The organism is Kitasatospora sp. NPDC048239 (assembly GCF_043202015.1).
Lineage (GTDB): Bacteria > Actinomycetota > Actinomycetes > Streptomycetales > Streptomycetaceae > Kitasatospora.
In genome coordinates this window covers 2,098-21,050 of the sequence record NZ_JBICZP010000001.1, presented here as the reverse complement: position 1 = coordinate 21,050, position 18,953 = coordinate 2,098, and the positions used below count along the sequence as shown (strand labels likewise).

At 71.2% G+C, this 18,953-nt stretch carries 16 protein-coding genes and 2 rRNA genes (1 of these 18 running past the window's edge); 5 read left to right on the top strand and 13 right to left on the bottom strand.

Annotation, left to right across the window (positions count from 1 at the left end; translation table 11 throughout):
• Positions 1-32: 32 nt before the first annotated feature.
• Positions 33-455, bottom strand: coding sequence for a fic family toxin-antitoxin system, toxin component (locus tag ACGFZP_RS00090; RefSeq protein WP_392926934.1), 423 nt, complete (start codon positions 453-455; stop codon positions 33-35).
• Complete coding sequence (locus tag ACGFZP_RS00085; RefSeq protein ID WP_387939622.1) at positions 452-688, bottom strand: toxin-antitoxin system HicB family antitoxin; 237 nt, start codon at positions 686-688, stop codon at positions 452-454. Before ACGFZP_RS00085 ends, ACGFZP_RS00090 begins: the two co-directional genes overlap by 4 nt.
• 408 nt (positions 689-1,096) lie before the next feature.
• Between ACGFZP_RS00085 and ACGFZP_RS00080 the strand changes: the two genes are divergently transcribed.
• Positions 1,097-1,291 carry a hypothetical protein gene (locus ACGFZP_RS00080; RefSeq protein WP_392926933.1) on the top strand — a complete coding sequence of 65 codons (195 nt, stop codon included), beginning with the start codon at positions 1,097-1,099 and terminating at the stop codon, positions 1,289-1,291.
• Positions 1,292-1,407: 116 nt separating this feature from the next.
• On the opposite strand, the gene ACGFZP_RS00075 is transcribed toward ACGFZP_RS00080, so the two are convergent.
• Positions 1,408-2,763 carry a class I SAM-dependent RNA methyltransferase gene (locus tag ACGFZP_RS00075; protein ID WP_392928272.1) on the bottom strand — a complete coding sequence of 452 codons (1,356 nt, stop codon included), beginning with the start codon at positions 2,761-2,763 and terminating at the stop codon, positions 1,408-1,410.
• A 311-nt stretch (positions 2,764-3,074) separates the two neighbouring features.
• Positions 3,075-5,144, bottom strand: coding sequence for an APC family permease (locus ACGFZP_RS00070; RefSeq protein ID WP_392926932.1), 2,070 nt, complete (start codon positions 5,142-5,144; stop codon positions 3,075-3,077).
• Positions 5,145-5,373: 229 nt separating this feature from the next.
• Between ACGFZP_RS00070 and ACGFZP_RS00065 the strand changes: the two genes are divergently transcribed.
• Together ACGFZP_RS00065 and ACGFZP_RS00060 are read left to right on the top strand one after the other, a co-directional pair.
• Positions 5,374-6,042: a potassium channel family protein gene (locus ACGFZP_RS00065; RefSeq protein ID WP_392926931.1), complete on the top strand. Its 669-nt coding sequence runs from the start codon at positions 5,374-5,376 to the stop codon at positions 6,040-6,042.
• Positions 6,042-6,713 (top strand): potassium channel family protein, encoded by a 672-nt coding sequence (locus ACGFZP_RS00060; RefSeq protein WP_387939614.1) that lies wholly within the window; start codon positions 6,042-6,044, stop codon positions 6,711-6,713. The genes ACGFZP_RS00065 and ACGFZP_RS00060 overlap by 1 nt, the downstream gene beginning before the upstream one ends.
• Positions 6,714-6,797: 84 nt before the next feature.
• Here ACGFZP_RS00060 and ACGFZP_RS00055 read toward each other — a convergent pair whose 3' ends face one another.
• From ACGFZP_RS00055 to ACGFZP_RS00040, 4 genes are all read right to left on the bottom strand, one after another.
• Positions 6,798-7,547: a DUF3159 domain-containing protein gene (locus ACGFZP_RS00055; protein ID WP_392926930.1), complete on the bottom strand. Its 750-nt coding sequence runs from the start codon at positions 7,545-7,547 to the stop codon at positions 6,798-6,800.
• A gap of 2 nt (positions 7,548-7,549) precedes the next feature.
• On the bottom strand, positions 7,550-7,957 hold the full coding sequence (locus ACGFZP_RS00050; protein WP_387939610.1) for an OB-fold nucleic acid binding domain-containing protein: 408 nt from the start codon (positions 7,955-7,957) through the stop codon (positions 7,550-7,552).
• 92 nt (positions 7,958-8,049) lie between these two features.
• Positions 8,050-8,730, bottom strand: a complete 681-nt coding sequence (locus ACGFZP_RS00045; protein WP_392926929.1) for a response regulator — start codon at positions 8,728-8,730, stop codon at positions 8,050-8,052.
• 14 nt (positions 8,731-8,744) lie between these two features.
• The gene (locus ACGFZP_RS00040; RefSeq protein WP_392926928.1) at positions 8,745-11,363 is read right to left on the bottom strand and encodes an ATP-binding protein; all 2,619 of its coding nucleotides are present in this window, start codon (positions 11,361-11,363) and stop codon (positions 8,745-8,747) included.
• A 219-nt stretch (positions 11,364-11,582) separates the two neighbouring features.
• On the opposite strand from ACGFZP_RS00040, the gene ACGFZP_RS00035 reads away from it, so the two are divergent.
• A complete protein-coding gene (locus ACGFZP_RS00035; protein ID WP_392926927.1) occupies positions 11,583-12,788 on the top strand; it encodes an ROK family transcriptional regulator in 1,206 nt (401 codons plus the stop codon).
• A gap of 145 nt (positions 12,789-12,933) precedes the next feature.
• Entirely contained in the window at positions 12,934-14,259 is a 1,326-nt protein-coding gene (locus ACGFZP_RS00030; RefSeq protein WP_392926926.1) for an LLM class flavin-dependent oxidoreductase, read from the top strand.
• Positions 14,260-14,350: 91 nt separating this feature from the next.
• Here ACGFZP_RS00030 and ACGFZP_RS00025 read toward each other — a convergent pair whose 3' ends face one another.
• The 5 genes from ACGFZP_RS00025 to ACGFZP_RS00005 form a co-directional block, all read right to left on the bottom strand.
• The gene (locus ACGFZP_RS00025) at positions 14,351-15,319 is read right to left on the bottom strand and encodes an ABC transporter permease (RefSeq protein ID WP_392926925.1); all 969 of its coding nucleotides are present in this window, start codon (positions 15,317-15,319) and stop codon (positions 14,351-14,353) included.
• On the bottom strand, positions 15,316-16,137 hold the full coding sequence (locus tag ACGFZP_RS00020) for an ABC transporter ATP-binding protein (RefSeq protein ID WP_392926924.1): 822 nt from the start codon (positions 16,135-16,137) through the stop codon (positions 15,316-15,318). The genes ACGFZP_RS00025 and ACGFZP_RS00020 overlap by 4 nt, the downstream gene beginning before the upstream one ends.
• 6 nt (positions 16,138-16,143) lie before the next feature.
• Positions 16,144-17,160 (bottom strand): ABC transporter substrate-binding protein, encoded by a 1,017-nt coding sequence (locus ACGFZP_RS00015; protein ID WP_392926923.1) that lies wholly within the window; start codon positions 17,158-17,160, stop codon positions 16,144-16,146.
• A gap of 418 nt (positions 17,161-17,578) precedes the next feature.
• Positions 17,579-17,695, bottom strand: a 5S ribosomal RNA gene (gene rrf / locus ACGFZP_RS00010).
• Between the two features lie 85 nt (positions 17,696-17,780).
• Positions 17,781-18,953, bottom strand: a 23S ribosomal RNA gene (locus tag ACGFZP_RS00005) (it continues 1,796 nt past the right edge of the window).

The following is an 18,953-nucleotide window of genomic DNA, read 5'->3' as shown; positions in this document are numbered from 1 at the left end:
TGCCCTGACCCGCCGGACGGACGAACGGAGGGTCAGTCCGTGTCCTCGTCCTCCTCGCCGCTGACGCCCTCGCCCTCCGCCTCGTCCACGACCCAGGCGGACAGCCGTTCGGCGACCCCGGCCACACCGAGCCGGCCCTCGCGGATGGCCCGGGCGAGGCTGCGCACCTCGCGGGCGGTGGTCGCCACCGTGCAGCCGCTGGCCACCAGATAGGCGTAGGCGACGGCGGTGGCGAACAGTTCGTTGGTCTTCTCCAGGGCCGGCACCCGGATCAGTTGGTGCATCAGGGCGGCGGCACGGTCCTGCGGTTCGGGATAGACGGCGATGTCGAAGATCTCGGCCTGATGGCGGGAGACCGCGGCGAGCAGCGATCCGTAGTCGGTGACCTGCGGGTCACCGGGGGTGTACTGCTCGGCCGTCATGAGCAGCCACGAGAGGTCGACCTCCAGGTTCAACGGCGCACGTCCTGGAGGTCGGCCCCGCCGCCGAACTCGGCCAGGAACGCCGTCTCGTACTCCTTCATGAACTGGGCGGCGGCGTCGACGAACGCCCGCCCGGCCTCGCCCATGTCCTGCTGGACCAGGCGCTCGATGTACTGGTTCATGCTGATCCCCTGCTGCTCCGCCCGCTCCCGGGCCATCTCCGCGGTGGTGGCGTCCACCCGGACGTTCAGCTGCTTCTTACCCATGCACCTCAAGCTAGCGCTGAAGTGCTAGCACAACAAGGGCGCATCCACACGCCTGCGCGCCCCCGTTCCCACCACCCCGACGGTTCCACTACCCCCGGCCATGCCCCGGCGCCGGGGGCGCGAACCCCCGCGAACCAACCGGGTCGACCGGGCCGACCGGGCCGACCGGGCCGACCGGGCCGACCGGGCCGACCATCTCAAGGCAGGAGCGGGACGGCGCCGGGGCACGCCCGGCCCGCGCCGACACCCGCAGACCGCCGGGCCGCGCAGGACCACCCGTCCGACCGGCCTGCCCAACCCCTCCGGGCCGCCGCGGGGAGCGAGACTTGAAGAGTTCTTCACATTCGTAGAGTCTGAACCCCCCTGAGCATTCCCTGGAGCGGCACCGACCGGTGTGGAGGCCGGCACATGACAGCCATCTTCGACCAGGAGCTGCGCGAGCAGCTCGCACAGGCCCGCAAGGAACTCGCGGCCGCCCGGGCCGACGGGGACGCCGACGGCGTCCAGGCCTACGAGGGCCGGATCGCCGGACTGCTCCGACTCGCCGCCCAACACGGCATCGCCCTGCCGCACACCGCCGACGAGGCGCGCGGCGAGAGCTGACGGCCCGCGCACCCGACCACACGCCCCCCGGGACCGCACGGCCGCACGACGGACGCCCCGCACAACGCACGGAGGCGGCACCCGGACCCCCGGGTGCCGCCTCCGTCACGTCACGGCTACTCGCCGACCGGCTCCAGGATCGCCACGCACTCGAAGTGGTGGGTCATCGGGAACAGGTCGAACGCGCGCAGCGAGACCGGCCGGTAGCCGCCCTCGCGGAAGAACGCCAGGTCACGGGAGAGCGCGGCCGGGTCGCACGCGACATACGCGATCCGGCGGGCGCCCAGCCCGACCAGGTGCGCGACGGTCTCCCGCCCGGCACCGGCCCGCGGCGGGTCGAGGACGATCAGGTCGGTGGCGGTGATGCCGGTGCGCGGCAGCAGCGTCTCGACCCGGTCGCACTCGATCCGGACGTTGTCCAGCACGGCCAGGTTGTGCCGGGCGTCGACGACGGCCTGCTTGGACGACTCGATGGCGAGCACCGCGCCCTCCTCGCCGACCCGGTCGGCCAACGCGCCCGCGAACAGGCCGACACCGCAGTACAGGTCGAGCGCGTTCTCGCCCCACTGCGGGTCCAGCCCGTCCAGGACGGCGTCGACCAGGGTGTCCGGGGCCTCGGGGTGGATCTGCCAGAAGCCGCCGTTGCTGACCCGCCAGGTCCGACCGGCCGCGCGCTCGCGCACGAAGGAGCGGCCGTGCACCTTGTGGATGTTGTCGTGGTCGTCGATCCGGGCGATCGACACCGGCTTGTCCAGCTCCACCAGCGGCAGCTGCGCGCCCGGCGCCGGGGTCAGCACCACCTGGCGGTCCGAGGAGCCGGAGGCCGCGATCACCTCGACCGAGGCGACGCCCGGCCAGTCGCGCGCCTCGATGCCCAGCTCGGTGACGCCCTCGGAGGCGATCAGGCAGCGGTCGATCGGCTGGATGTCGTGCGAGCGGTGCTTGCGCAGGCCGACCTTGCCGGTCGCCTGGTCGACCGTGTACTGCACCCGGCTGCGCCAGGCCGGCACCTGCCCGGCCGGCAGCTTGTCGCCGACCGGCTCGACGCTGCCGTCCCAGCCGGCCTCGGCCGGGGTGAGGCCGGCCAGCTTGGCCAGCTGCTCGGTGAGCACCTGCACCTTGAGCTTGCGCTGCCCGCCGGGCGTGACGTGCTGCCAGTCGCAGCCGCCGCACTTGCCGGGCCCGGAGAACGGGCACGGCGGCGCGATCCGGTCCTTCGCGGGGGTGAGGACCTCCACCGCGTCGGCGCGCAGGAAGCGGGACTTCGTGGTCCCCTCGGTGACCTGTGCGATCACCGTCTCGCCGGGCAGGGCGTGCCGGACGAAGAGCACCCGGCCCTCGTGCCGGGCCACGCAGTGCCCGCCGCCGTGCGCGACCGGGCCGACCTCGACCTCGTAGCGCTCGCCGACCAGCGGATCGCCGCCGGGGCCCCTGGGGGCCGCCTCGGCGCGCGGCGCACGGACGGCGCGCAGCGCCTTGGGCGGGCGGACGGCCTGCTTGCGCGGCCGCTCCGCACCCTTGGGCTGGTCCTTGGCGCCCTGCTTGGCGCCCTGCTTGGCGGCCTGCTTGGGCTTCTCCTTGCGCTGCTCGGCGGGCGCCGGGCGCTCGGGGGCGCGCTCACCCGGCGCGAGCGGCGCGGTCTGCGCGGTGAAGCCGTCGCGGTCGGTGGCGGCCGGGCGCACGGGCTTGCCCCAGCGCGGCCGGGCGACCTGGCCTGGCTTGGCGGCGCCCTTGCGGGCGCCCTTGCCCGAGGAGCCGTTGGAGCGGGGCGGGGTGTTGCGGGTCACTGGGAGGAGTCCTTGCTGCTGTCAGCGGTGCCTTCGGGCGGAGCGGAGACCTTCGACTTTACGGCCTTCGGCGCCCGGGGCTCGCCACGCCGGACGGAGCCGGGGGCCGACCAGGCCTTCTGCGGCTTGCGCCGCTCGGAGGACTCCAACTGCCAGGGTACGGAGGTCACCATCACTCCGGGCTTGAACAGCAGGCGACCCTTGAGCCGCAGCGCGCTCTGGTTGTGCAGCAGGTGCTCGTACCAGTGGCCGACCACGTACTCGGGGATGTAGACCGACACCACGTCGCGCGGGCTGCTGCGGCGCAGGTTCTTCACGTAGTCCAGGACCGGGCCGGTGATCTCGCGGAACGGCGAGTCCAGCACCTTGAGCGGCACCTCGATGCCGCGCTCGTCCCACTCCTTGCGCAGCGCCGCGGTGTCCGCCGGGTCCACGTTGACGGTGACGGCCTCCAGCGTGTGGGCGCGCGCCAGCCGGGCGTAGGCCAGCGCCCGCAGGGCCGGCTTGTGCAGCTTGGAGACCAGCACGATGGCGTGCACCCGGGTGGGCAGCACCACGTCGTCCGGCTCCTCGGCGGCGACCAGCTCGTGGGAGACCCGGTCGTAGTGCTTGCGGATGGCCTTCATCATCACGAACAGCACGACCATCGCGGCGATCGCGATCCAGGCGTGGCTGATCTTGGTGGCGAGCACGACGATCAGGACGGCCATGGTCATCACCAGGCCGAAGGTGTTGATCGCCCGGCTGCGCTGCATGTGGCGGCGCTTGGCCGGGTCGGTCTCGGTGCGCAGCAGCCTGGTCCAGTGCCGGATCATGCCGGACTGGCTCATGTTGAAGGAGACGAAGACGCCGACGATGTAGAGCTGGATCAGCCGGGTCGGGTCGGCGTCGAAGGCGATGATGAACAGGATCGCGGCCAGCGCCAGCAGGATGATGCCGTTGGAGAAGGCCAGCCGGTCACCGCGGGTGTGCAGCTGGCGCGGCAGGTAGCGGTCCTGGGCGAGGATCGAGCCGAGTACCGGGAACCCGTTGAACGCGGTGTTGGCGGCGAGCACCAGGATCAGGCCGGTGACGGCCGCGACGAAGTAGAAGCCGGGCGTGAAGTTGGAGAAGACGGCCTCGCTGATCTGGGCGAGCGCGGTCTTCTGGTGGTAGTCCCCGGGGGCGCCGCCCAGCTGCACGGCGGGCTCCTCGGCCATCTGGACGCCGGTGAGGCGGGCCAGCCAGATGATGCCCATGAACATCACGACGGCGATGGACGCCATCATCAGCAGGGTGGTCGCCGCGTTCTTGCTCTTCGGCTTGCGGAAGGCCGGCACGCCGTTGGAGATGGCCTCCACACCGGTCAGCGCGGCGCAGCCCGAGGAGAACGCCTTGAGCAGCAGGAACACCATGGCGAAGCCGGCCAGCGACTCGTTGCCCGCGGTCGGCTGCAGGTGGAACCCGGCGCTCTCGGCGGGCATGTCCTGGCCGAGGCCGAAGTGCCGGACCACTCCGTAGACCACCATGCCGAGCACGCCGACCATGAAGGCGTAGGTCGGGACGGCGAAGGCGGAGCCGGACTCGCGGACCCCGCGCAGGTTCATGCCCATCAGCACGATGACCACGACCACGGACAGGGTCAGTTCGTGGCCGCGCAGCGCGGGCACCGCGGAGACGACGTTCGCAACACCGGAGGTGGTGGAGACCGCCACGGTGAGGATGTAGTCGACCATCAGCGCGCTGGCGACCACCAGGCCCGAGTTGGGCCCGTGGTTCACGGTAGCGACCTCGTAGTCGCCGCCACCGCTGGGGTACGCGTGCACGTTCTGCCGGTACGAGGCCACCACCGCGAGCATGACGATCGCGACGACGACGCCGATCTGCCAGGAGAAGTGGATGGCCGAGGCACCCGCCAGGGAGAGCGTCAGCAGGATCTCCTCGGGCGCGTACGCGACCGAGGAGAGCGCGTCCGAGGCGAACACGGGCAGCGCAATGCGCTTGGGGAGCAGCGTCTCCCCGAGTTTGTCGCTGCGCAACGCACGCCCGATCAGGATGCGTTTCGGAAGGTCAGTCGGCATAGGCACGTTAAGGAATCGTAGGGGCTGTTCGGCGTGCGGTCCGACTTATGGCCCCCCCTTCGTCGCGACTGTGTTCGGTGGACCGGCTAGCGTGTCGGATACGAGCAGGCGGGCAACACTCAAGTTGTCGCGTCAGGCCACACGAGAACGCTCGCCCCGCACGGTGGGGCGGGGAAGGATGATGAACGGTGTTTGCGCAGGTCAAGACCCCAACGGGACGGGTGAGGTAGCGCCGGTGCACATCGTCATCATGGGCTGCGGCCGCGTGGGCTCCGCCCTCGCCAGAGCGCTGGAGAAACAGGGCCACTCGGTCGCCGTCGTCGACCAGGACCCGACGGCGTTCCGCCGCCTCGGTGCCGGGTTCAACGGGCGCCGGGTGACGGGTGTCGGTTTCGACCAGGACACCCTGCGGGAGGCGGGCATCGAGGAGGCCGGCGCCTTCGCGGCCGTCTCCAGCGGCGACAACTCCAACATCATCGCCGCCCGGGTCGCCCGGGAGAACTTCGGTGTGGAGAACGTCGCCGCCCGGATCTACGACCCCCGTCGTGCCGAGGTCTACCAGCGCCTGGGCATCCCGACCGTGGCCACCGTCCGCTGGACGGCCGACCAGATGCTGCGCCGGCTGCTGCCCAGCGGCGCCGAGCCGCTCTGGCAGGACCCGAGCGGCACCGTCCAGCTCGCCGAGGTCGCGTACGACCCGCGCTGGGTCGGTCACCGGATCAGCGCGCTGGAGGAGGCCTCCGGCGCCCGCGTGTCGTTCGTCACCCGGCTCGGGGAGGGCGTGCTCCCCTCGTCCCAGATGGTGGTGCAGGAGGGTGACCTGGTGCACGTGATGCTGCGCCGGGCCGACCTGACGGCGGTCGAGGCCGCGTTCGCGCAGGGCCCGGAAGAGGAGGGTCACTGATGCGGGTCGCCATTGCCGGGGCCGGTGCCGTCGGCCGCTCGATCGCGGGCGAGCTGTTGGAGAACGGCCACGAGGTCCTGCTGATCGACAAGAACCCGAACTCCATCTCGGTGGAGCGGGTCCCCATGGCGGAGTGGCTGCTGGCCGACGCCTGTGAGATCACCTCGCTGGACGAGGCCGCACTGCAGCGCTGCCACGTGGTGATCGCCGCGACCGGCGACGACAAGGTCAACCTGGTCGTCTCGCTGCTCGCGAAGACCGAGTACGGGGTGCCGCGGGTGGTCGCCCGGGTGAACAACCCCAAGAACGAGTGGCTCTTCAACGAGTCCTGGGGCGTGGACGTGGCCGTCTCCACCCCGCGCCTGATGTCCGCCCTGGTCGAGGAGGCGGTCAGCGTCGGCGACCTGGTCCGGCTGATGCGCTTCAGCCAGGGCAACGCCAACCTGGTCGAGCTGACCCTGGCCGCCGACACCGAGCTGGTCGGGACGCGGGTGGGCGACGTGCCGTGGCCGCCGGACACCGCGCTGGTGACCATCATCCGCGAGGGCCGGGTGCTCACGCCGGGCAAGGACGACACCCTGGAGGGCGGCGACGAGCTGCTCTTCGTGGCCGCGCAGGAGCGCGAGGAGGAGCTGGAGGACCTGCTCTCGGCGTCCTCCGGCGCCCAGTAGGCCCGGGAAACCGCGCGAGAGGGCCCGCACTCGGTGAGTGCGGGCCCTCTCGCGTGACGGTTCCGGGTCGCGTCCGGCCGCGGGTCACTTCCGGAGGGCGCCGTCCGGCTCCTCGTCGTCCACCTGCGCCTTGATCGGCGGCGGCGCCTTCAGCAGGATCTGCCAGGTCACGTACATCGCCAGCAGCATCGGCGGGATGCCGAGGGCCACCTTCAGCCAGCCGAGCAGGTTGACGTTGTGGGTGAAGTACAGCGGGAAGAGGATCAGCGGCTTGATGCCCATGATCACCACCCAGGCCCAGGTGGCCTTGGTGTAGGCCGCCAGGCGGCCCGGGTTCTGCTTGCGCCAGGTGAACATCTCGCCGGTGATCGGGCCGAGCATCAGACCGATCATCGGCCAGCGGACCAGGGCCGACACGGCCAGGCCGACGGCGTAGCCGACGTTCCAGAGCAGGCCGGGCAGGTAGAAGTTCTCCGCCTTGCCGGTCTTCATCGAGATCCAGGCACCGATGGCGACGCCGAACACGCCGCTGAAGGCGTGCTGGACGGTCTCCCGCCGGGCCAGCCGGGCCACCACGAACAGGGCGCTGAGGCCGAGCGCGGCCCAGGCGGCCGCCGGGACCTGGTGGGTGATGTTGTACGTGATGATGAAGACCAGGCCGGGCAGCGTCATGTCGACCATGCCCCGGACACCGCCGAACGCCTTCATCACGGTGTCGGCGGCCTCCCGGGAGGCGGCCTCGCGGGCCGCCGCCTCACGGGCCGCGGCCTCACCGGAGGCGGCCTCGACCGCGTCGAGCTGGGCGGCGGTCTCGCCGCCGGGGTGGTTGCTCACGCTCATTCGCTCCCGTGTCCGACCGGACGCAGCTCGTAGCGGGGGTTGAACAGCACGCGGCGCCCGCGTGCGTGGCTGATCCGGCCGCTGGCCACCAGGCGGCGGCCGGGCTCTATGCCCGCGATGGACCGGCGGCCGAGCCAGACCACGTCCAGCGCCTCGGTGCCGTCGAAGAGCTCCGCCTCCAGCGCGGGCACCCCGGCCCGGGGCCGGAGGGTCACGGTTCGCAGGGTGCCGGCGACGGTGACCAGAGCACGGTCCCCGCAGCTGGCGATCGGAGTGCAGCCCGACTCCGCCGCGCTCTCCTGGCGCAGTTCCTCGGCCTGCAGCTCCTCCGCGGAGGAGGTCAGCCGGCTGAGCATGCGGCGGAAGCGGCCCTGCGGCTGGTCGCTGCTGATGTCACCACTCATGCCCGAAGGGTACCGGTTTCCGGGCCCCCGGGGGCAGGCCGCGAAGTCAACGGGGGTCCGGTACCCGGCCCGTCCGGCAGGCCCCCGCCGGCTCACCCCTCGAAGCGGTAGCCCATGCCCGGCTCGGTGATGAAGTGGCGCGGGTGCGAGGGGTCGCGTTCCAGCTTGCGGCGCAGCTGGGCGAGGTAGACCCGCAGGTAGTTGGTCTCGGTGCGGTAGGCCGGGCCCCAGACCTCCTGGAGCAGCTGGGTCTGGCTGACCAGCCGTCCGGCGTTGCGGACCAGGACCTCCAGCAGGTGCCACTCGGTCGGGGTGAGGCGGACGTCGGTGCCGTCCCGGTTGACCTTCTTCGCCGCGAGGTCGACGGTGAAGGTGTCGGTGACCACCAGCGAGTCGTCCTCGCCGGACACCGGTTCGGCCCGGCGCAGGGCGGCGCGCATCCGGGCGAGCAGCTCGTCCATGCCGAACGGCTTGGTGACGTAGTCGTCCGCGCCCGCGTCCAGGGCCTCGACCTTCTCGTCGGAGGCGTGCCGGGCGGAGAGCACGATGATCGGCACCCTGGTCCAGCCGCGCAGGCCCCTGATCACCTCGACGCCGTCCATGTCGGGCAGGCCGAGGTCGAGGACCACCACGTCGGGGTGGCGGGCGGCGGCCAGCTCCAGGGCGGCGGCGCCGTCGTGGGCCGCGTCGACCTCGTACTTGCGGGCCTTGAGGTTGATCACCAGCGCGCGGACGATCTGCGGTTCGTCGTCCACGACGAGGACCCGGGTCATACGGGCTCCGCCTTTCACAGCTGTCGGTAGGGGTGGGTGTCGGGCGGTCCTGCGGGGACCGGGCCGGCCGCGGCCGGCGGCGCCTCGGCGGGCTCCGGCGGGCGGTCGACGGCGGGCAGGCTGACGACCATGGTGAGTCCGCCGCCGGGGGTGTCCTCGGCGGTGACGGTGCCGTCCATCGCCTCGACGAAGCCGCGCGCCACCGCGAGCCCGAGTCCGACGCCGGCGCCGCGCGGGGCGTCCCCGTAGCGCTGGAACGGCGCGAAGATCCGCTCCTTGGCGTCCTCGGGTACGCCGGGCCCGCGGTCGACGATCCGCAGCTCCACCCGGCCCCGGCCGCCCGCCGGGTGCAGGGCGTCGGCCTTGACCAGCACCTTGACGCCGTCCGGGCTGTACTTGACGGCGTTCTCGACCAGGTTGGCGAGCGAGCGCTCCAGCAGCCCGCCGTCGGCCCGGATCATCGGCAGCGTCTCCGGGACGTCGAGGCGCACGGACTCCGGCGGCACCCCGCCGAGGGCGAACGGCACCACCTCGTCCAGGTCGGTCTCCTGGAGCAGCGGCGTGACCGTCCCGGTCTGCAGCCGGCTCATGTCGAGCAGGTTGTTGATCAGGTGGTCGAGCCGGTCCGCGCCGGCCTCGATGCCGGCCAGCAGCTCGGCCTCGTCCGCCTCGTCCCACTCGACGTCGGCCGAGCGCAGCGAGGTCACCGAGGCCTTGATGCCGGCCAGCGGGGTGCGCAGGTCGTGCGAGACGGCGGCCAGCAGGGCGGTGCGGATCCGGTTGCCCTCGGCCTCCCGGCGGGCGGCGGCGGCCTCCCCGGCCAGTCGGCGGCGCTCCAGCAGCACCGCGGCCTGCGCGGCGAACGCGCCGAGCAGCCGGCGGTCCTCGGCGGGCAGCACCCGCCCGCGCAGCACCAGTGCCAGGGTGTCGCCGACCGGGACGTCCACGTCGGCGGCCTCGGGGCGCTGCGGCGGGTGCGGTCCGGCCGCCGCCACCTCCTGCCAGGGCATGAGCGGGTCGGGCCGCTCCAGCAGCGCGGCGGAGTCCTGCTGGAAGGTCTCGCGGACCTGCTCCAGCAGCGCGGTCAGCACGCCGTCCCCGCTCGGCGCCCTGCGCAGGACGGTGCCGGCCAGCGCGCTGAGCGTCTGCGCCTCGGTCTGGCTGCGGGCCGCCTGGTGGGTGCGCCGGGCGGCGAGGTCCACCACGGAGGCGACCGCGATGCCGACGGCGGTGAAGATCGCCACCGCCATGATGTTCTGCGGCTCGTCGATGGTGAAGGTATGGATCGGCGGCGCGAAGTAGTAGTTCAGCGCCGAGGAGCCGACCAGCGCCGAGGCGATCGCCGGGAACAGTCCGCCGACCAGGGCCGCGCACACCGTCAGCGACAGGAACAGCAGCATGTCGGTGGAGAGCCCGAGGCCCTCGACGTGGGTCAGCAGCAGCGCCAGCAGCGGCGGCCCGCCGAGGCCGATCAGCCAGCCCGCGACGGCCCTGGTCCGGCCGAGGTCGGTGACCTTGCGGATCGGGATCCGGCCGAGGCCCTTGGCGGCGTGCTCGTGGGTGACGATGTGCACGTCGATGTCGCCGGACGCCCGGGTCACCGTGGTGCCCACGCCCGGGCCGTAGAGGTACTGCCAGGCCGGCCGGCGGCTGGTGCCCAGCACGATCTGGGTGGCGTTGACGCCGCGCGCGAAGTCCAGCAGCCCGGCGGCGGGGTCGTCGCCGAGCACGGCGTGGTAGCTGCCGCCGAGGCCCTCCACCAGCGCCCGCTGCTCGATCAGCGCCTGGGAGGAGCCCGTGCCGGAGCCGGCCAGGCCGTCGGAGCGGGAGATGTGGACGGCCAGCAGTTCGCCGCCGGAGCCGCGGGCGGCGATCCGGGCCGCCCGGCGGATCAGCGTCGCGCCCTCCGGCCCGCCGGTCAGGCCGACCACGATCCGCTCGCGGGCCTGCCAGGTGCCCTGGATGCCCTGCTCGGCGCGGTAGCGCTGCAGGTACTCGTCGACCCGGTCGGCCGTCCAGAGCAGCGCCAGTTCGCGCAGCGCGGTGAGGTTGCCCGGGCGGAAGTAGTGGGCGAGGGCGGCGTCGATCTTCTCCGGCGCGTACACGTTGCCGTGCGCCAGCCTGCGCCGCAGGGCTTGCGGGTCCATGTCGACCAGCTCGATCTGGTCGGCCCGCCGGACCACCTCGTCCGGGACGGTCTCGCGCTGCCGCACCCCGGTGATTCCCTCGACCACGTCGCCCAGCGACTCCAGGTGCTGGATGTTGACGGTCGAGACCACGTCGACGCCGGCCGCCAGCAGCTCCTCGACGTCCTGCCACCGCTTGGCGTTGCGGCTGCCGGGGACGTTGGTGTGCGCGAGCTCGTCCACCAGCACCGCCTGCGGGCGGCGGGCCAGCACGGCGTCCAGGTCCATCTCGGTGAACGCGGCGTCCCGGTGGGTCATCTCCCGGCGCGGGACGATCGCCAGGCCGCGGACCAGCTCGGCGGTGTTCCGTCGCCCGTGGTCCTCGACGAACCCGACGACGACGTCCGTACCGCGCTCCAGCCGGCGGTGCGCCTCGGCCAGCATGGCGTACGTCTTGCCGACCCCGGGCGCCGCCCCGAGGAAGATCCGCAGCCTGCCGCGTCCCATGTGCACCATTCTTGATCCGGCCTGCCCGCGGAACCACCCCGGACATCTGTTCCCCTCACCTTGGAGACTACGGCGTGACGGGCGATTCTCCAGCGATCGGGGCGCTGATCAGGCAGTTTTAGCGGCATATTGACAGCCGTTAAGGCCGATGGGGTGCGCCGTCCGGCCCTTCATGCCGCCGCCACGCCTGCGCAACACGCCGCTGGAAGCATCAACCGCATGCTCTCCCTGGTCGCACCGCCCTCCCCCGACAGGGCCCGACCGCCCGCGGAGGGCGGCGGGACCGGAGCCGTCCTGCGCGCCGTCCTGGCCGGCGGCCCGCTCACCCGGACCGCACTCGGCCGGGCCACCGCGCTCAGCCCGGCCGCCGTCTCCCGGCACACCGCGGACCTCACCGGCCTCGGACTGCTGCGCGAACTCCCGCCCGCCGACGGCCCGCCCCGGGCCGGCCGCCCCCGGCTGCCGCTGGACATCGACACCCGCCACCACCTCGCCTGCGGCGTCCACATCGGCGTGCCCTGGATCACCTTCGCCCTGCTGGACCTGCGCGGCCGGGTCGTCGCCCACGAACGCCTGCCCCGGCGCGGCGACGCGAACGCCGTCCTCACCGCGATCCGCACCCACCTCCCCGGCTTCCTGGCCCGCCGCGCCGCCGGCCACTCGCTGCTCGGCCTCGGCGTGGTCACCGGCGGCTGGGTCGACTCCGAACGCGGCAGCGTCGTCGAGCACGGCCCGCTCGGCTGGCGCGACGTCCCCGTCCGCGAGGTCCTGGTCGGCGCCACCCGGCTGCCGGTCCACGTGGACGGCCACGCCCGCGCCCTCGCCCGGGCCGAACTGCTCTTCGGAGCCGGCCGCGGCGCCACCGAACTCGTCCAGCTGTTCATCGGCAACGTCGTCGACGCCGCCATCGCCACCGGCGGCACCGTGCTGCGCGGCCGCCGCTCCCGCGCCGGGGACATCGGCCACCTCCCGGTACCCGGCTCCACCGAACCGTGCCTGTGCGGCCGCACCGGCTGCCTCCAGGCCGCCGTCTCCGAACACACCCTGGCCCGCCGCGCCCACGCCCAGGGCCTCATCCCGGCACCGGACTTCGACCGGCTGCTCGCCCTGGCGGGCGCCGGGGAGCGCGCCGCACTGCGCCTCTTCGAGGAGCGGCTGCGACTGGCCGCCCCCACGGCCGCACTGCTGCTCGACATGCTCAACCCCGAGGTGCTGGTGGTCAGCGAGGCCGGCCTGACGGTCGCACCCTCGCTGCGCCCCTACCTGTACGAGCAGATCCGCCGCCACTCGCACGCCGGGCCCGAGCAGCTGGTCACCGCGACCGGCTTCGGCAGCGAGGTGCTCGCGGTCGCGGCCTGCGCCCCCGTGCTGGACAGCGTCTACCAGCGGCCGATGGAACTGCGCACCGCGCGCGCCGTCCGGTGACCGACCGCCACACGTACCCGACCTGTATGACCGCCCGTCAACGCCGGATTAATTCCACGGCCTGGCGAATGGTTGTCGCCCCCGGGCCCGACCGGAAGGATTTCGGGTATCCCTATTTCCCTCCCCTTCCCGGAGTGATTCCGCCGTGCCCGAAAACCGCCAGCTGCACTTCAACCTGTTCCTGATGGGCGTCGGCCACCACGAGGCCGCCTGGCGCCATCCGCGCACCGATCCGGCCGAAGCCGGTTCCATCGCGCATTTCCAGCGACTGGCACAGCAGGCCGAGGCCGCGTCCTTCGACTCGGTGTTCCTCGCCGACGGCGTCGAGGCCCGCTCCGACGGCGGGTGGGGCCTGATCAGCCACTTCGAACCGTTCACCCTGCTCACCGCACTCGCCGTGGTGACCGAGCGGATCGGCCTGATCGGGACGGTCTCCACCGGCTTCTCCGAGCCCTACAACCTGGCCCGGCAGTTCGCCTCGCTCGACCACATCAGCCACGGCCGGGCCGGTTGGAACATCGTCACCTCGGCCGGCGAGCGCTCCGCCCAGAACTTCAGCCGCACCGCCAACCAGGAGCACGCCGTCCGCTACGAGCGGGCCGCCGAGTTCCTGGACGTGGTCACCGCGCTCTGGGACAGCTGGGAGGACGGCGCACTGGTCCTCGACCGCGCGAGCGGCCGGTTCGCCGACGCCGCCCGGGTCCACGACATCGACCACGTCGGCAAGCACTTCCAGGTCCGCGGCCCGCTCAACATCCCGCGCAGTCCGCAGGGCCACCCGCTGCTCGTCCAGGCCGGCTCCTCCGCCAGCGGCAAGGCCTTCGCCGCCCGCTGGGCCGAGGCGGTCTTCACCGCCCAGCAGACCCTGGAGGAGGGCCAGGCCTTCTACGCCGACCTCAAGCGGCAGGCCGCCACCGCGGGCCGCGACCCCGGGCACGTCAAAATCCTGCCCGGCATCGTGCCCGTCATCGGCTCCACCGAGGCCGAGGCCCGGCGGCTGGACCAGGAGCTGGACGAGCTGATCAACCCGGACCGCGCGGTCGGCGTGCTCTCCACCGTCCTCGGCGTCGACCTCACCGACCACCCGCTGGACGAACCACTGCCCCCGCTGCCCCCGGTCGCCGAGATCAACGGTGCCAAGAGCCGCTTCGAGCTGATCCGCGACCTGGCCGAACGCGACCGGCTGACCCTGCGCCAACTCGTCGGCCGGCTCGGCGGCGGCCGCGGCCACCAGGTCGTCACCGGCACCCCCGAGCAGATCGCCGACCACATCGAGCGCTGGTTCGGCCAGGGCGCGGCCGACGGCTTCAACATCATGCCGCCCGTCCTGCCCGGCGGGCTCACCGACTTCACCGAGCAGGTGCTGCCGATCCTGCGCCGCCGCGGCCTCTTCCGCGACGGCTACACCGGCCGCACCCTGCGCGAGCACTACGGCCTGCCCCGCCCGGCCGGCCGCTACGCCGCCGCTTAGCGAGGCCGACTGCGACGGTACGACGTGAGCCCCGAGGCCGGGAGAGGGCCTCGGGGCTCACGTCGTACCGCGTCGCTCTGCTGCCCCGCTCTCAACCACCCAGCGGCGCACGCCAGGCGGTGAACCGGCGCTCCAGGGCGACCAGCAGCTGGTTGAAGACCACCCCGATCAGCGAGATGGTCACGATCCCCGCGTACATCTGCGGAATCGCGAAGTTGTACTGCGAGGCGTTGATCAGATAGCCGAGCCCGGCCTTCGCCCCGACCATCTCGGCGGCGACCAGCACCAGGATCGAGACCGCCCCGGCCAGCCGGATGCCGGTGAAGACGATCGGCACCGACGCCGGCAGGATCACCTTCTGGAACAGCCGGGGCGCCGACAGGTCGAGCGAACGCGCCAGGCGGATCAGCGTCGGGTCCACGCTGCGCACCGCACTGATGGTGTTCAACAGGATCGGCCAGAGGCAGGCGTACAGCACGATGGAGATCTTGGACGTCTCCCCGATCCCCAGGATCAGCACGAACACCGGCAGCAGCGCGAGCGCGGCCGTGTTCCGGAACAGCTCCAGCAGCGGGCTCAGCAGGCTCGCCACCGGCCGGTACCAGCCGATCAGCAGCCCCAGCGGCACCCCGATCACCACCGCCAGCCCGAACCCGCTCAGCGAACGGGTCAGACTGGCCCAGGTGTTGTCGGCCAGCTGGCCGCTCTCCAACAACCCGACCCAGGCGTCGACCACTTCGGAGAACGGCGGCAGGAAGGTCCGGTCCACCAGGTCGAAGCGCGGCGCCAACTCCCAGAGCAGCAGCAGCGCGGCCACCGCCACCGACTTGCCGAGCCCGGCGAGCAGCAGCCTCGGCAACCGCCGCAGCGCCGCCACCGCCCGGCCCCGCTCAGACCGCGCCGTCCCCTCCGGCTGTGCCGTCCGGTCCGGCCGCACCACCGCCGCGGCCGGGGCCTGCCGGACGTCCTGCGGCCCCAGCCCGGTCCGTTCGGCCTCGTCGGCAGTGCCGCTCCCGGCGCCCCGGCCGGCGACCGCCGCCGTCTTCAGATCGGTGCTCATACCTGGCTGACCTCCCGCTCCAACAGCTGCGCACGGCTGACCTCGTCGTGCAGCAGACTCCAGATCTCATGCCGGTACCGCGCGAACTCCGGGCTGGACCGCAGGTCCTGGCCCTCCGACCGCTCCCCCAGGTCGATCGCCACGATCTCCTTCACCCGCCCGGGCCGCGAGGTCAGCACCGCCACCCGGCCACCCAGGTAGACGGCCTCCTCGATGCCGTGGGTGATGAACACGACCGTCTTGCCGGTGCTGCGCCAGATCCGCAGCAGCTCGTCCTGCAGGGACTCCCTGGTCTGCGCGTCGAGCGCCGCGAACGGCTCGTCCATCAACAGCACCTCCGGGTCGTACGCCAGGCTCCGGGCGATCGCCACCCGCTGCTTCATCCCGCCCGACAGCTCGTGCGGGTGCCGGTCCTCGAAGCCCGTCAGACCGACCAGGTCCAGGTACTCCCGCGCTCTGGCGGCCCGTTGCCGGCGCGGCACGCCGATCGCCTCCAGGCCGAACTCGACGTTGCCCTGCGCGGTCCGCCACGGCAGCAGCGCGTACTGCTGGAAGACGATGCTGCGGTCCGGCCCCGGACCGGTCACCGGCCGGCCGCCCAGCAGGATCTCGCCGGAGGTCGGTGCAGTCAGCCCGCCGAGCAGGTCGAGCAGCGTCGACTTGCCGCACCCGCTGGGCCCCACCACAGCGATGAACTCACCGGCCGGGACGTCCAGTTCGACGGAGTCCAGGGCCGTGAACGCGGCCGGCCCGCGGCCGGAGCCGCCCCTGACCGGAAAGGTCTTGGTCACCTGGCGGAAGCTGATGTGCGCGGTCATCCCTGCTCAACTCCCGTAGCCGTTGAACTCGTTGGTGTACAGGTCGGCGGCCTTCACCTGGCCCTGCTTCAGGTCGCCGTGGGTGGTCAGCCAGTCGATCCAGATCTGGAAGGTCCGGTCGCTGAGCCGACCTCCCGGCTCGGCGACCCCGAACGACCTCCAGTACTGCAGCGTGGAGGTGTCCTCGTTGCGGCCGCGCTTCCTGACGATCTCCACACTGCGGGCGACCACCTCCTCGCGGGGCGTCGTCCTGGCCCACTCCACGGCCTTGGCGACGCCGGTGACGAAGGTCTTCGAGGTGGTGGGGTTCGCCTTGAGGAACCTGTTGGTCAGCACATAGGTACCGGCACTGAAGGCGCCCAGCAGGTCGAAGTCGCTGAGCAGCGGCCGGATCCCGCCGGCCGCCACGGCCTTGTCCCGCAGGATGCCGCCGAGCACCGCGACCTCGACCTGCTTCTGCCGCAGCGCCTGCTCCGTGTTGACCGGCGGAAGCACGATCCGCTCGACCTTGCCCAACTCCCCTGGCGCGAAGCCGTTGCGCTGGAGGTAGGTGTCGAGCACCGCCTCACCGTGCGCGCCCAGGGTGTTCATCGCGACCTTCTTGCCGATCAGGTCCCGCGCGGACCGGATCGGGCTGTCCTCCAGCACGTAGTAGCCGTTGAACAGGCCGGCGTCCACGCCGTAGTAGCTGATCACCGCCTTCACCGGCGCGCCGGCCGCGATCAGCTTCACCACCGCTCCGTTGAACGCGCCACCGAAGTCCGTCTGGCCGGTCGCCGCCGACTGGATGTCCTGCGGCCCGCTGATGGTGTTGCCGACCCACTCCAGCTTCACATCGCCCAAGTAGCCGAGATCCTCTGCGAGTTCGGGCAGCGTCACCTGCCCCACGACGCCCTGGTATCTGAGTTTCCTGGTCTCCGCGCCTCCTGAGCTACTCGCGGTGGCCCGACCGCACGCGGCGGCCGCCGCCGCAACGGCGGACAGGGCGAGGAAGTGTCGACGGGACGGCAGGGCAGCGGACATGGCTGGTCCTTTACGGGTACGGAAGCTGGGGAGAGGAGGTGCGGCAGACGGAGGAACCCGCTGTGACGGACCGGCGCCACCGGAGGTCCGAACGCCGGAAGGCGAAGCGGCGAAGGCGGCAGGGCCAGGCGAGAAGGTCAGCCCGACAGGTGAGTCAGCACGGCGAACTGCGCCGGCCCGGCAGGCCGGTCAGCGGCAGGCAGCACAGAGGGCGCTCGCGTGACGTCGCAGATCGACGTACAGGCGGCCCACAAGGCGCTCGGATTGGCTCACGACCCCAGCGTCGCAGCGGGCCCTGAGCAGGGTCAACGAATGTTCAGCCACCGGAAGAAACCCCGCCAGCCGACCCGCTCCGACAACTCCCGGAAATACAAAGAAGCCCTGACCGGTGACCGGTCAGGGCTTCTTTGGAATGATTGTTCGGCGGCGTCCTACTCTCCCACAGGGTCCCCCCTGCAGTACCATCGGCGCTGTGAGGCTTAGCTTCCGGGTTCGGAATGTAACCGGGCGTTTCCCTCACGCTATGACCACCGAAACACTATGAAACTGTCAATCGCACCCACGACAGGCCATGTCATGGGGGTCGTTGTTTCAGAACAACACAGTGGACGCGAGCAACTGAGGACAAGCCCTCGGCCTATTAGTACCGGTCAACTCCACCCCTCACAGGGCTTCCATATCCGGCCTATCAACCCAGTCGTCTACTGGGAGCCTTACCCTCTCAAGGAGGTGGGAGTGCTCATCTCGAAGCAGGCTTCCCGCTTAGATGCTTTCAGCGGTTATCCCTCCCGAACGTAGCCAACCAGCCATGCCCTTGGCAGGACAACTGGCACACCAGAGGTTCGTCCGTCCCGGTCCTCTCGTACTAGGGACAGCCCTTCTCAACACTCCTACGCGCACAGCGGATAGGGACCGAACTGTCTCACGACGTTCTAAACCCAGCTCGCGTACCGCTTTAATGGGCGAACAGCCCAACCCTTGGGACCTACTCCAGCCCCAGGATGCGACGAGCCGACATCGAGGTGCCAAACCATCCCGTCGATATGGACTCTTGGGGAAGATCAGCCTGTTATCCCCGGGGTACCTTTTATCCGTTGAGCGACGGCGCTTCCACAAGCCACCGCCGGATCACTAGTCCCGACTTTCGTCCCTGCTCGACCCGTCAGTCTCACAGTCAAGCTCCCTTGTGCACTTACACTCAACACCTGATTGCCAACCAGGCTGAGGGAACCTTTGGGCGCCTCCGTTACTCTTTAGGAGGCAACCGCCCCAGTTAAACTACCCACCAGACACTGTCCCTGATCCGGATCACGGACCCAGGTTAGACATCCAGCACGACCAGAGTGGTATTTCAACGACGACTCCACAACAACTGGCGTTGCTGCTTCAAAGTCTCCCACCTATCCTACACAAGCCGAACCGAACACCAATATCAAGCTATAGTAAAGGTCCCGGGGTCTTTCCGTCCTGCTGCGCGAAACGAGCATCTTTACTCGTAATGCAATTTCACCGGGCCTATGGTTGAGACAGTCGAGAAGTCGTTACGCCATTCGTGCAGGTCGGAACTTACCCGACAAGGAATTTCGCTACCTTAGGATGGTTATAGTTACCACCGCCGTTTACTGGCGCTTAAGTTCTCAGCTTCGCCCCACCGAAATGGAGCTAACCGGTCCCCTTAACGTTCCAGCACCGGGCAGGCGTCAGTCCGTATACATCGCCTTACGGCTTCGCACGGACCTGTGTTTTTAGTAAACAGTCGCTTCTCGCTGGTCTCTGCGGCCACCCCCAGCTCT